Source organism: Raineyella sp. W15-4, assembly GCF_033170155.1.
In the GTDB taxonomy this organism is placed as follows: domain Bacteria; phylum Actinomycetota; class Actinomycetes; order Propionibacteriales; family Propionibacteriaceae; genus Raineyella.
Genome location: NZ_CP137079.1, coordinates 811,086 through 823,704, shown reverse-complemented (window position 1 = coordinate 823,704; position 12,619 = coordinate 811,086). Strand labels below are relative to the sequence as shown.

Sequence of the window (12,619 nt, the reverse complement as noted above, 5' to 3'; positions counted from 1 at the left end):
ACCACAAGCGACAACGCGCGGCGCGACGCCTGTCGCGGTTGCGCCACCCGACCCTTCAGCGGCCGCCGAGCGTACGCCGTCCGACTCGGGCGGCGAACCGGTCCAGCGCCTCGGTCAGCCCCGGCACGGTCCACACCGTCGATCCACGGATCGGCTTCTCCTGACGGATGATTCCGGCCTCAACCAGTCGATCCAGGATCCGATAGGCGCTCGAGGCCGAGATCCCCCGATCGGTGACCATCTGCGCGGTGAACGCCGGTTCGCTTGCGCACAGCTCGGCGATCGTGAGCAGGTTGGCCGTACGGCGTTGCGCGGTGCCGATCACCGCATCGCGGACGGCCTGCACGTCCTCGCGCAGGACGACCGCGTTGTCGACGGCCCGTCGGGCCGCATGGGCGAAGCGTTCGACGATCGGTGCGAGATCGCCCTTTCGGGAGGCGGTCAGGGCGGCGAAGTACTCCTCGGTGTCGACCAGCAGACCGAAGGAGATCGGCACCGACATGTGCTTCGTCACCGCCCTTCGCCGCAGAATCGCGCTCACCAGGGCACGACCGGTCCGGCCGTTGCCGTCGGTGAACGGGTGAATCGTCTCGAACTGGGCATGCGCGATCGCTGCCTGAACCAAGGGCTGGATGTCGTCGCGCCGGATGAAGCCGACCAGATCGGCGATATCGCTCTCCACGGCGGCCGGGTGGACACCGACGTGGGCAGCGGTGACCGGCGACTGGCCGCCGATCCACACCCATTCCCGACGGAAGCGTCCGGCGTTGTCGGGATCGTCGCCACCATCCAACCGCTCGTGCATGGCAAGGATGGTGGTGGCGCTGATGCGATCGGCCAGGTCGACGGCCGCGCGCAGTGCCGCGGTGTTGCGGGCGATCATCGTCGCGTTCGGGCGGCTGGAGTCACCCAGTGCGGCCAAGGCGATCCGGCGTGCGTTCGCGGTCAGGTGCTCGATCTGGGAGCTGGCAGCTGATTCGCTGCGCAGCAGCACCGAGGAGAAGGGCACTCCCCAGCCCAGGGAGTCCTTGTCGAAGGCCTGCAGCCTCGCCACCGCATCATCGGCATCGGACAGCGTCTCAGGGCCGACCGCTGGCTCCAGGGTGGCGATGTGCGGGACGACGGCATAGTGGAAGGTGCCTTGGTTGGCCGCCCGCTGGCGGCGGCTTGCCGCAGGATCCGGTCGGTCCCAGTCGGCCTGACCGTACTGGAGGGATGGCCAGGACGTGGGCGCGACGGCCGACGTCGGGGTCTGGTGTTCGGCTGGCTCCTGCATCTCACCTCCTGATGGGATCAGCGTAGGCGCATTTTCCCACTAAGGATACTAATGAGAGCTGCCCGTTCCCATCAGTGACGGCAACAAGAACCGCCTGACGTCCGGCCGAAAGGCCGACCAAGTGGCCGAGGTGGACCAGCTCATCGCCGAACTCCACACCACCCACCGGCGACGACCACGCCTGCAGCAGGAGTTCGACCGGGCTGGGCTGCCCTGGCAGTGGCCGTGAGACGTCACCACGGGCAGCGGCCGCCGGCCCGGGCACGTCCGACCGGAGCCCAGAAGCCTGACTGCAGCGAAGCCGAGCGCGCCGCCGCGGCTCGGCGACTGCGGCCGCGCTGGGAGTGTCAGGGGCCGAGGAGTCCGAGGGGGACCACGGCGATCCCGTCGGATCGTCGGTAGGCGTGGGGTCCTGTGGTGAGGACCATGAGGTCTTTGACTCGGGGTCCGTGGTGTTCCCGGAGCCACCGACACGGTCACAGCGATCGCCGGGCCCTGCTCGGCGCCCGGTACGGGGTGTCCGGGCTGCGCACCGACCTCGCCCGACGGGTGCGCGGCTGGCCCGGCCTGCGGGCCCGCGACCTCGCACCTCCGCACCTCCGCCGATGCAGCACGAAGCCGAGGCCGTCCCCCACGCCTCTGAACACCGGTCACGGACCGAGCGCTGTCAGATCCCGGTCACGGACCCAGCAATGCCAGGGGGACGACCCCGACGCCATCGGTCCGGCGATAGGCCAGGCCACCCGTGTACACCACGAGGCGATCCACCAGCCGCTCCCCCAGTTGCTCCGCGAGCCAGTTCAGGTGCACCACGTCGGCGGAGGTGACCGCGTCGGAGAGCTTCACCTCGATCGCCACGACGGATCGATCGGCACCTTCCACCACCAGATCGATCTCGTGCTCGGTGTTCTTGGTCCGCAGGTGCCCGACTCTGGCCTCGGCCGTCTGGGCGTACACCCGGACCGACTGGGCGACCAGGGATTCGAACAGCGCCCCCAGCCAGGTGCCGGTGCTCACGGTGAACGGCCACCCCTGGCCACGCAGCAGACCGGCCTTGCCCACTCCCACCAGCCGTGCGGCCAGAGCCGGATCGACCAGGTGATGTTTGGGCGCCCGCGTCAGCCGCTTGAGCGGGGCGAACGCAGGGATCCATGCCTCGACCGGATCCAGTACGAAGACCCGCGTGAGGTGTTCCCGGTAGGTGTCCGCCGTCTGTCGCACCGGCTTGTCACCCTCGCCCGGAGTCGCCGCATCGAGGATGGTGCTGTACGCGGCATCGGTGGCCGTCGCCGCCGCGTACGCCGATAGCCATGCCCGCAGGGCGGCAGGACGGCGGACGACCACCCCGTTCTCCGGCAGCTCACGCTCCAGAATCCGGTCGACATAGCTGTCCAACTGCAGGTTCCGCGCCCGTTCGGGGAGGTCCCGGATCCCAGGGAATCCCGAACGGAGGATCTCGTCGGTGTAATCGGCGAGACCGACCAGCGTGGTCCCCGTGATCGAAGGCGCCTCGCCGGCGAGGACGGCCGCCAGGGACACCGTGGGCTTCTCGAGGCCGCGTTCAGCGATGGTCAGCGGCCGCATCGTCATGCGTACGATCCTCCCGGCGCCGGAGTGGATACGTACGCCCGGCGCGACCCCGGCCGATCCGGCCAGCAGGAAGCGGCCACCTGCCGGGTCGTCATCCACCGCCCGGCGGACCCGGTCCCAGACCGCCGGTTCGAGTTGCCACTCGTCGATAAGGACCGGCCCGGGGACCTCGGTGATCAGGTCGAGGTGGGCGCCGACAGCAGCACGTTCGGCCGGCTTGTTGAGCGAGAGGACGGTGGCAGCGCGCTCACTGCCGGTCGCGGTCTTGCCCACCCCCTTGGCACCTTCCAGCGCGACGGCAGCCAGATGAGGGAAGACCTCGTCAAGGACGTCATCGAGGATCCTGCGGCGATATCGCATGCCTCAATTTAACATCTGGACAGGAAACAATTTAACGTTTGGACGACGATGAGTCGAACATCTGGACGGCCCGAGTCCCTGCGGTTCGCCGCCGAGTCGAGACGCTCGACCACACCTCCATCATCCGTTTCATCGAGGCGCGGTTCGGCGTGCAGGAGCCGCAGATCACGCCGTGGCGCCGTGCCGTGGCCGGCGACCTGACCGTCACCGAGCAGGCTCACGCCGGCGCGATCGCCGTCACGCTCCACAACGCGGGACGGCTCGGCGCGCACTTCCAGGCGCGCCTGGTTGAGTATTTGAAGGCTTGGAGGCCACCGGGTATTGCCGTTCGGGGCCGGTGATCGTGGCGGTGGGGGCCAGCGGCCGCAGGTCTGGGGGCCACCGGCTCCCACCGGCGTGGTGTTACTGGTTCAGGGTGGCGTGTTCACGCATGTTGTGGCTGCCGGTATCGACCCAGATGGTGTTGTGGACGATGCGGTCCATGATCGCATCGGCGTGGACTCCGGAGCCGAGGCGCTGGTGCCAATCCTTCTTCGCATACTGAGTGCAGAACACCGTCGAGGCGGCGTCGTAGCGGCGCTCGAGCAGTTCCAGCAGCATGCTGCGCATGCCCTCGTCGGGATGGTCGAGGAGCCATTCGTCGATCACCAGCACGGTGAACGCCGCGTACTTGTTCAGGAACTTCGTCTGCCCTTGGGGCTTGTCGCGGGCCTGGGCCCAGGCCTCTTCGAGGTCGGGCATCCGGATGTAGTGGGCCCGGATCCGGTGTTGACAGGCCTGTTTGGCCAGCGCGCAGCCGAGGTAGGACTTCCCCGACCCGGTGAAGCCCTGGAACACCACGTTCTGCTGGCGGTCGACGAACGAGCATGTCGCGAGCTGGGCGATCACGTTGCGGTCCAGGCCTCGTTCCTCGATCAGGTCGACCCGGCGTAGATCCGCGCCCGGGTAGCGCAGCCCGGCCCGCCGGATCAGTCCCTCGACCTTCGCGTGGGTGAAGGAGCTGTGCGCCTCGTCGACGACCAGCCGGAGCCGGTCGGCGAAGCCCAGCCCGAGGACGAGGGCGTCGTCCTGGGCCTCGATCGCTTCCAGGAGCGGGCCGGCGCCCATCTCGCGGAGCTTGCGCTTGGTCTCGATGTCGATCCCGCTCACTTCGCGTCTCCTGCGTAGTAGCTGGCGCCGCGCACGTAGCCGCCGTCCTCGCCCGGCTCCGGGGTGGGCGCAGCCTGGCGGTCTTGTCCTGCCCGGTCGCTAGGATCGGGGCCAGATGGGCGTAGCGCGGTGAGCGGACCCGGCCGGTCAGGGCGAGCCGGCAGGCCGCCTCGACCCGTTCGGCCGAGTAGCGCCGCGACAGCCGCAGCACCGCCAGGGCGGCGTCCAGGCCCTGTTCGTCGACCGGCACGGACTCGAAGATCCGGTTCACCACGACCACCGCGGACGGGCCGACACGTTCGGCCCAGTCCCGCACCCGGTCGGGGTCCCACGGCTGGTACCTGTTCGAGGTGGGCAGGTCGGCGTCGTTGGTGGCGTACTCGTTGCTCGACCCCTGGGGCAGCAGCAGGTGGCTGGTCAGCCGTTCGGTGCCCCGGTAGGCCTCCAGCACCCGGTCGGTGATGCGCAGGTCGACCGTGGTGCCGATATGGGCGAACGGGACCGAGTAGTAGTTGCGCTCCCAGACCACGTGCCCGTTGCGCCCGACCCGGCGCCCGTAGACCCACTGGCTGATCTCGTAGGCGACCTGCGGCAGGGGCGTCAGCCCCGGCGCCTCCAAGGTGGTGAACACGCTGAGCCTCGAGCCGGGCCGTTTCTGGAACGGCTCGCGGTTGTAGGCGTCGATCCGGCCGACGATCGCGGCTCGCAACGCGGGCAGCGAGGTGAACTGCTGGTCCCGCAGCGACGCGATGACCCAGGTCGCGACGTGGCCCACGGTGTTCTCCACGCTCGCCTTGTCCTTGGGCTTCTTCACCCGGCCCGGCAGCACCGCGGCCGAGTAGTGGGCGGCCATCTCGCGGTAGGCGTCGTTCAGCACGATCTCGCCCTCGCGGGGATGCTTGAGCACCCCGGTCTTCAGGTTGTCCGGCACGATGCGGGGCACCGACCCGCCGAAGAACTCGAACATCGCCACATGGGCCCGCAGCCAGGTGTCCTGGCCCATGTCCAGGGCAGGCTCGACGAACCCATACCGGCTGAACGGCAGGCACCCCACGAACAAGTACACCGTCCGCGTCGCACCCGTCACCGGGTCGGTGAGGTGCATCGTCGGACCGGACCAGTCGACCTCGACGCTCTGGGCGGCCTTGTGACCGACCCGCGAGGCCGCGCCGGTGACCACCACATGATGCTGGTAGCTGCGGCAGAACCGGTCGTAGCCCATCGCCGGCTCGCGGCGGGCCGCGCAGCCGTCGGCGTACTCCTGGTGCAGCAGCTTCAGCGTCACCCCGACCCGGGCCATCTGACGGTGGACCTCGTCCCAGTCCGGCGGGGCGAACACGCTCTCGTGCTCACCCCGCCCCGGGAACAACAGTCCGTAGACCTCGCCCTCGGACCGCTCGGCGACGTCGTCCCAGCCGACACCGGCCGCATCGGCGGCCTCCAACACTGCCGTCACACTCTTGCGCGACATCGCCTGCGACGCCGCGATCGCCCGCCCGGACAGGCCCTCGGCGCGTAACCGCAAGACGAGTTTCGCCCTGATCTTCCGTACCATGACTGCTCAGCTCCTCCCGCCATGTGCCCGATACACACGGCGGGGGGAGCCTAAACAGAGTGGCCCCCACACACCCCACACCCGGCCCCCAAGCCCGCAATCCAGCGGCCAGCCCACCGGCCCCCGAAGACACGACCACCGGACCCCAGCCAAGCGAATATTCACCTGGTCACGTCGGCCAGCCGCACAGCTACACGGTTTCTGCCGGTGCGTCGCTCGACGCGTCCTGGCCGGTGAACGGCGACTACGACATCCAGCTGCACGGGCCCAACGGCTTCTTCCGGCGCTACGCCGGGCACGGTGACAGCACGTTGCTGGCCGAGGTGGCTCCTGCCGGTGCCTCGCACCAGCTGCAGCTGAAGCTGAGCGGCGCCGCCGGCCAGCAGGTCGTCGTGACCGATGCGTACGGCGCCCCGCGCCGTCTCAACGGGAACGGCGCGCTCACGCTCGATCTGCGCGCCTCGTCGGGCTGGTACGACGTCACGTTCAGCACGGTGGACGGCTCGTGGACGCGTACGTTCGCCGGGCACATCGAGAACGGCAAGCCCAGCAGCAGCGATCCGCAACTGGGTCGCTGAGCCGGAGCCATCGGCGGCGCTGGCCCACGGACCACGCCGCCGATGGCATCGGCATGCCACGGCCTATCAGGCCCGCCCCGCGAGCGGCAGCGTCTGCGCCAGGATGAGGACCACCCGCCACGCGTCGTCACTGCGGGTCGGCAGCCCGCCGAGGACGAGACCGTACGGCCCCAACGCCGGGACCAGGGCGACGCCCGCGAGCACGGCGGCGAGGCCAGCGTCGCGCCACCATACCGACGCCGAGACCCGGGACCACCTCACGCTGCCCACCTTGGGGCGGCTCACGCGGAAGGAAAGGCGCTGGCAAGCCGGCGCTGCAGGCTCTGGATCCGGGGCGGGTCGAGGGGGCCCGATGCGCCCAGCATGCCGGCGAGTTTCTTCGGCCACACCACGTCGACGTCACGGATGGTGAACGCGCCGCCGATCAGCGGCCAGTCGCCATCCACGAAACACAGGACGCCCCGGACAGGTGCATCGTCGTCGGGAACGGCGGCGCGGACCAGCCCCTGCTGCTTCAGGACGCCGTCGACGAGGGTCGTACGGTCGCGACCACCAACCATCAGATTCTCCACCCGGGGTCGCAGCAGTCCGCCTTCGACCCGCAGCTCCGGACGCTTTCCCTGATATCGCTTGGCGTCGACGACGAACACACCGGCCGGGCAGATGATGATGTGGTCGATGTTGGCCCTCGACCCCGGGATCCGTCGATCGTGCAGGATCCGGAGCACTCAAAATGGTGGCTCTAATGACCAGTCGGCGTCGCGGAGATCGAGCGAGTCCGGCGACTCGTCATCGCCTGGATCGTCGGGCAGTGGCGTCAGCCACTCGGTCGCCACCGATATAGTGCGGCTGTTCGGCGCGGCCTCCAGCGGGACTTGACCGATCCGCACAACGACCGGAACCTGGGCGGAGACACCAGATAGAACGCATGTTCCGGTGGGAAGGATCGGCAGGGACTCGAACGAGACTCGATCGAGGTAGGCGACAGCCTTCTCGATGGCGTGTACATCGAGGTTGTTAACGAGGCGGTGCAGGAAATAGTTGTGCAACTGCGAGACGATTGTCTCCGAAATATCATGCGGACGCTGGCTCGCGATCGTCAGGAAGACACCGAACTTGCGGCCTTCCTTGATGATCTCCTCAAACGTCTCAAGGCGGTAGTCCCGCCAGGTCTCACTCTCTCGGGCTGACTCCGAGGACAGGATGTTGTGCGCTTCATCGATGATGAGGTTCAAGTACCGCTGGCCCTGCGGGTCCGTACGCTTCTTGGCATCGTAGTGGTGCTTGCACAGGATCATCGGCAACACCTTGCGCATCGCGAGATTCACGTTGCGCAGAGACACGACAGTCAGGGGACGCTGAGCGAGTGCGTCATCCGAGATCTTGATCAGCCTCTTGATGCTCGGCACCCGCTCATCGAGCCGCTTCATGAGCGGACCGATGTGCTCGCGGTTCGCGCTGCCTTTCATCACCTCGCGGTAGAACTGCAGCACGAGCTTGAACCGGACAAGGTCGACGTCAGTGATCTCGTCGAAACTCTGGGGGACCACGGTAACCTTGCCGCTGATAAAGGCACCCCAGTCGTCGGCACTCGACCACTTCTCTACTCGCGGGTAGGGCCCCCAGTAGAAACTGTGGTTACCCGTGTGGAGGCCAATGTTGTCCCGAAAATCCTCAATGAGCGCCGCATACCCGGGGGAAGTGCTGGAGCCGAGGCAGCTCCGAATCTCCTCAAGGAAGGTCACCGGCAGGAACCTGTCAAGCGCCGCATCGGTGCTCTTCGTGTAGTCAGCGATCAGGCCGCCGACGATTGCGAGCAGCGCGCGGGCATCCGTGATCCTGCCGTCCCAGTACCCGCCGAGCGCTCGCGCGATGAACGGCGCCTGGGTCTTCTCAGTTGCATCAAGAAGCACAGACCACAACGTCGGGTCATGAATCGCCGAGGATGGCAGCGGCAGCAGGTCCCCCGTGTCGTCGCGCGTCGAGAGGTCGTAAACCTGTTTCATATCACCATCGGCTATGACGGCCGTCGCATAGTCGCCGGAGTCGCCTTCTCGGTTGACGTACTCACCGTTGAAGTCGATCAGGATGAACTGCGCCCGCTGTCGGAACGTGTCGACCGCCCCGTACTTCTTGAACAGTTCGTGGTAGAGCTTCGCGAGCGTGTAGGACTTCCCGCTACCCGTGTTACCGAAGATCCCAATGTGACTCGCGAAGATGGCGTTGACTCCAACGGCTACGGGCTGAGTCGGCTCCATCGCCAGCGCCCCGATGGCCAGTGGTTCATCCCCACCCGCGACGAAGGTGTGGATGAGCCCGAACTCCTCCTCGGTGAGGATGAAGCACTCGTTGTCGAGTAGCGGCATCTCGCGGACGCCGCGCTCGAAGCATCCACTCTCGATGTAGCCGACGAGGCTCACGTCGAGTTGCCGCGACAGCGGGTCCACCCCGCGCCGGTATGCGACTGAGGCGCTGCGATCCTCTTCGATCACCTCGCCGTCGACCTTTGCGATCAGCTCGGCGAACCCCTTGACGATCTTGACGTAGCTCGCGACCGCAACGTTGCGCACGAGCCCGCCGCGGTAGAGGAGGTGCGAGCCGTTCTTTAGCTTGTCGACCGCCACTCGCACGCGCCGGCCGTCGACAGACACAACGCGGCCGACTCGGAACACCGCGTCCTGGTCGAGGAGCCCCTCTTCAATCACGAGCGGGCTCCACTGGGGGCGTGCGAATCTCGAGTTCGATGCGCTGGTCCGGCTCTGGCAGCTTGTTGCGAACGATCGGCGCGAAGTAATCGGATTCGAGCACGTCGAGGTTGATCCTGCGTTCGTTCTGCCCCTCTCCAGGCTCGTCCGGGGTCACGAACTCGATGTTGCCGTTCTTGATCTCGGTGTCCGGAAGGAGGTTCCTGTAGCCCTCACGCCCGCCCCTGGAGTAGCAGAAAACGATAACCTGCAACGTTGGGTTCGTCCTCGCCGCCCGCAGCACGAGGTCGCAGAGGTGCTCGTCTCGAAACGAGAAACCGTGGACGAAGAGGACGCTGTTCTCCTTTTCCAGCTCGTTCGCGAACCGGCGGATCAGCTCGTAGTAGGTCTCGTTCAGAACGGTGGTCGCGAACTTCCGCTTGTCCGGGTTCACGATGCCGAGGCTGTCATAGCCCTTCGCGAACGCCTCGACCTCAGGCGTAAGCGTCACCCCCTTAGCTTCGCTGATGAGTTCAGACACCGGGCGCATGGTCGGGCCCTCGCCCTCAGCCTGAGTCACAGACACGGACAACAAGTGCGGCTTCGCCTTGTCGAGCAACCGCCCGACTTCCCCAACGAGAGTCAACCCGTGGTCGAAGTAGATGTCTGTCTTTCGGTTATCCCGCTCCTGCTGCCGCCAGGATGCCGAGCCGTGGATCTTCACGAGGTTGAAGACCGGCACCTCGAACCGGTGCTCGTAGCGGCTCCCCATCCGAAAGCGCAACGTGTTGAAGTCCCCGAGGTCGAACTTCGGCCGGATCTTGCCGCTGAACCCATCGCTGAAGTCAATGCCGAGTTCCTCCATCGCAACCTCGAACAGCATGTCCACGTTGGTTGTGAAAATGTTGGCCTGCTTCGACAGGAGCGTGCTGTGCCGCCGGAGCAGGATGCGGTTCAGCGTGCGTACGAACGTGGCGTACGACCGCAGCACAGGCTCAGCAGACGGGTCGCGGTCGATGATACGCACGTTCGGCGCAAGGACCTTCTCGAAGAAGTAGCCCTGGATCGAGGCGCGGACGAGCGGCTTCGCAGCTTTGGACCCCGTCGCGTCGGCAAGCTCAGTCAGAGCGTCCTCAATGTTTCCGAGCGGAGCGAAGTATGCGCTCGATGTACCAGCGCCGATCAAGAAGTTCAGGTGCGCCGACTCTACGATCGTTCGGAGACGCTCGGGTGTGAGCCTGTTCGCCTGGCCGTCGGGCACGGGCCGCTGAGCCACCCCGTTGATGCGCACCTGCGTCACTACTCGGCCCCCTCGTGGATGTAGGTCACGCCGAAGGCGACGACCTGGCGGAACTCTTGGCGGCGCGCGGCGAGGTCAAACTGGCTGCCCGAGCCCTTCTGGAAGATGTCGAGGCCGCGGCCGAGGAGGATCGTCCAGCCGTTGTCGGCGCGGATGGACCGATCGTGAATCGTCTCGTCCCAGGTGACGTTGAACCTGATCCCGGCGGCTGCCGCGCTGTCCTGGATGTCCTTGAGCATGAGCAGGTGTGCTTGCTCGTACTGCCCGGTCTCGGCCTTGGTTACGAGCGTGACGACGATCTCGTCAGCGGCATCCTTCGCCGAGGCGAGGAGCGCGAGCACGTCGACGAGGTTGCGCCCCTGGTGTGGCAGGCGAATGTACGGGTCGACGATCGTGATCTCTGTCGCTCCACGAAGGTACGGGAGCAGCAGGGTCTCGTATGAGACGCCGCGCTGGTTCTCTTGGAACTCGCGGTGTCCTTCGAACAGCGCGGGCTCGGTCACGATCGGTGCATCGGGCTGCGGGTTGTCGTCGGAGCCGGCAACGGCGACGCCAGAGCTCCGGGGAGATACCGCCTCGTCCGGCTCCGGCTCCTCTACCGCAACCGAAGCCCGCTGGTCGTAGTACGCCGGGTATTCCTGCTCTTCAAGGGTGGCGACCGAGTGCCAGGTGTCGCTCTGATCCGAGTATCTGAACTTCACCTCGGCCATGGTCGAGTCGATACGCAGGATCTGGTCCTTGACGCGCTTGCGGCCCTCGATTGCGAGTCGGAGGATCTCCTCGATCTCCTCCTTCTCGGCCTGGCCGCCGGGATAGAGGATCTTCATCAGGCCGGAGAACGTCTTATGGATGCCGTCGCGGTCGCGGGTGGAGATGTCGGGCGACAGCGTGAAGTATTGCTGATAGCGGTCGGAATAGTCCTGCGAGCGCATCGACTTGAGGACTTCGGCGATGTAGTCGACGACGAAACCGTAGCCCTCAGAGAACATCTCCCCACGGATGATGTCGACCTCCCACCCCGGGATGTAGTGGTGCAACCGGTCGAGGTAGGCCGGGTCGTGGTAGGCGTCGGGCAGCTCATCGAACAGGTCAGAGTTCTTGAGCATGAACGGCACGGTGTGCGAGGTGTTGCCGACGAAGACCATCGACGCCTCAGCACCGAGGGTCTCGACACCTCGGGAAAACGACTTGTTCGCCATGTAGTTCTTCATGATGTCGACGAGCGCCTTGTCGGTGCGCTTCTTCTTGCCGGCGAACTCGTCGAACGCCACCACGTCCCAGTAGCCGACCAGGCCGATGCGGCCGTTGGAGTTGTTGACGAAGAGCTTGGGGACGGTGACCTCGCCGCCCGAGATGAGCATCCCGTGCGGCGAGAACTCCGAGAAGATGTGGGACTTGCCGGTGCCCTTGGGACCGAGCTCGACGAGATTGTAGTTGCGCTCGACGAACGGGATGAGGCGTACGAGCTGGAGGAGCTTCCCTCGCCTGCTGAACGTCTCAGGATTGAAGCCGATCGACTGCATGAGCAGGTCGATCCACTCCTCGGTGTTGAACCCGCGGCGCGATTCGAGGTACTGGTCGACGTCGAACTTCGACAACTGGATAGGCTTAATCGAGCCGAGGATCCACGGTACGACCCGCTGGTCGTCGCTGTGGAAGTATTCGATGTCGCAGATGCACCAGACCCCTCCGACCAGCAGCTTGGGGTGGGCCTTGATGACCGGCGGGTCGACAATGACGCCCTTGATGCCCAGGTTGGCGAACTCGGCCTCGTAGACGTCGGCCTTCTCGTTGAGGGTGACGGTGACCTTGTCGATGACCCGGTGCCGTCCACGCTCCCGAATAGTCGATTTGACCAGCTCGGACTCGCTGCGGTGGACGTAGTGCTCGGCCAGGATCCTGCGGACCGTGTCGATACCGGCCTGGATGGTGGCCTCGTCGTCCGATGCGGCGTACTGCCCGAGCAGGTACTCCAAGACGTAGGTCGGCACAATGGCGTTGCCCTTGACCGCCTTGACCAGGTCCTTGCGGACAACCACTCCGGGGAACAGCAAGTTGACCTTGTAGTCGAGATCGCTCTGCTGCGGTGCGCCGGCGTCGGCCTCCTCGTTCTCGGTCCCGCTCATC

Annotated in this window: 10 protein-coding genes and 1 pseudogene; 2 read left to right on the top strand and 9 right to left on the bottom strand. The window is 66.3% G+C overall.

Annotated elements, in window-relative coordinates; genetic code table 11:
- Positions 1-55: 55 nt before the first annotated feature.
- Both R0145_RS03815 and R0145_RS03810 read right to left on the bottom strand, forming a co-directional pair.
- The gene (locus tag R0145_RS03815; protein WP_317839088.1) at positions 56-1,276 is read right to left on the bottom strand and encodes a Fic family protein; all 1,221 of its coding nucleotides are present in this window, start codon (positions 1,274-1,276) and stop codon (positions 56-58) included.
- A gap of 678 nt (positions 1,277-1,954) precedes the next feature.
- Positions 1,955-3,226, bottom strand: coding sequence for an ATP-binding protein (locus tag R0145_RS03810; RefSeq protein ID WP_317839087.1), 1,272 nt, complete (start codon positions 3,224-3,226; stop codon positions 1,955-1,957).
- 38 nt (positions 3,227-3,264) lie between these two features.
- Here R0145_RS03810 and R0145_RS03805 point away from each other — a divergent pair, with 38 nt between their 5' ends.
- Positions 3,265-3,567, top strand: a complete 303-nt coding sequence (locus R0145_RS03805; protein ID WP_317839086.1) for a hypothetical protein — start codon at positions 3,265-3,267, stop codon at positions 3,565-3,567.
- Between the two features lie 61 nt (positions 3,568-3,628).
- On the opposite strand, the gene R0145_RS03800 is transcribed toward R0145_RS03805, so the two are convergent.
- Entirely contained in the window at positions 3,629-4,375 is a 747-nt protein-coding gene (locus tag R0145_RS03800; RefSeq protein WP_317839085.1) for an ATP-binding protein, read from the bottom strand.
- Positions 4,372-5,930, bottom strand: a pseudogene (gene istA, locus R0145_RS03795) (IS21 family transposase). Before istA ends, R0145_RS03800 begins: the two are co-directional and overlap by 4 nt.
- Before the next feature lie 23 nt (positions 5,931-5,953).
- Between istA and R0145_RS03790 the strand changes: the two are divergent.
- Positions 5,954-6,508 carry a phospholipase domain-containing protein gene (locus tag R0145_RS03790; protein ID WP_317839084.1) on the top strand — a complete coding sequence of 185 codons (555 nt, stop codon included), beginning with the start codon at positions 5,954-5,956 and terminating at the stop codon, positions 6,506-6,508.
- Between the two features lie 66 nt (positions 6,509-6,574).
- On the opposite strand, the gene R0145_RS03785 is transcribed toward R0145_RS03790, so the two are convergent.
- The 5 genes from R0145_RS03785 to brxL are packed head-to-tail and all read right to left on the bottom strand — an operon-like array spanning position 6,575 to position 12,618.
- Positions 6,575-6,769, bottom strand: a complete 195-nt coding sequence (locus tag R0145_RS03785; protein WP_317839083.1) for a hypothetical protein — start codon at positions 6,767-6,769, stop codon at positions 6,575-6,577.
- Positions 6,770-6,789: 20 nt separating this feature from the next.
- Entirely contained in the window at positions 6,790-7,236 is a 447-nt protein-coding gene (locus tag R0145_RS03780; protein WP_317839082.1) for a nuclease-related domain-containing protein, read from the bottom strand.
- Positions 7,237-9,213: an ATP-binding protein gene (locus R0145_RS03775; RefSeq protein WP_317839081.1), complete on the bottom strand. Its 1,977-nt coding sequence runs from the start codon at positions 9,211-9,213 to the stop codon at positions 7,237-7,239.
- The gene (locus tag R0145_RS03770) at positions 9,206-10,483 is read right to left on the bottom strand and encodes a hypothetical protein (protein ID WP_317839080.1); all 1,278 of its coding nucleotides are present in this window, start codon (positions 10,481-10,483) and stop codon (positions 9,206-9,208) included. The genes R0145_RS03775 and R0145_RS03770 overlap by 8 nt, the downstream gene beginning before the upstream one ends.
- An 8-nt stretch (positions 10,484-10,491) precedes the next feature.
- Positions 10,492-12,618 carry a BREX system Lon protease-like protein BrxL gene (brxL, locus tag R0145_RS03765; RefSeq protein ID WP_317839079.1) on the bottom strand — a complete coding sequence of 709 codons (2,127 nt, stop codon included), beginning with the start codon at positions 12,616-12,618 and terminating at the stop codon, positions 10,492-10,494.
- Position 12,619: the final 1 nt, after the last annotated feature.

Excerpts from the sequence above, each read along its gene's own strand:
- brxL (WP_317839079.1), bottom strand. The coding sequence starts at position 12,618 with ATGAGCGGGACCGAGAACGAGGAGGCCGACGCCGGCGCACCGCAGCAG.
- R0145_RS03815 (WP_317839088.1), bottom strand. The coding sequence starts at position 1,276 with ATGCAGGAGCCAGCCGAACACCAGACCCCGACGTCGGCCGTCGCGCCC.
- R0145_RS03810 (WP_317839087.1), bottom strand. The coding sequence starts at position 3,226 with ATGCGATATCGCCGCAGGATCCTCGATGACGTCCTTGACGAGGTCTTC.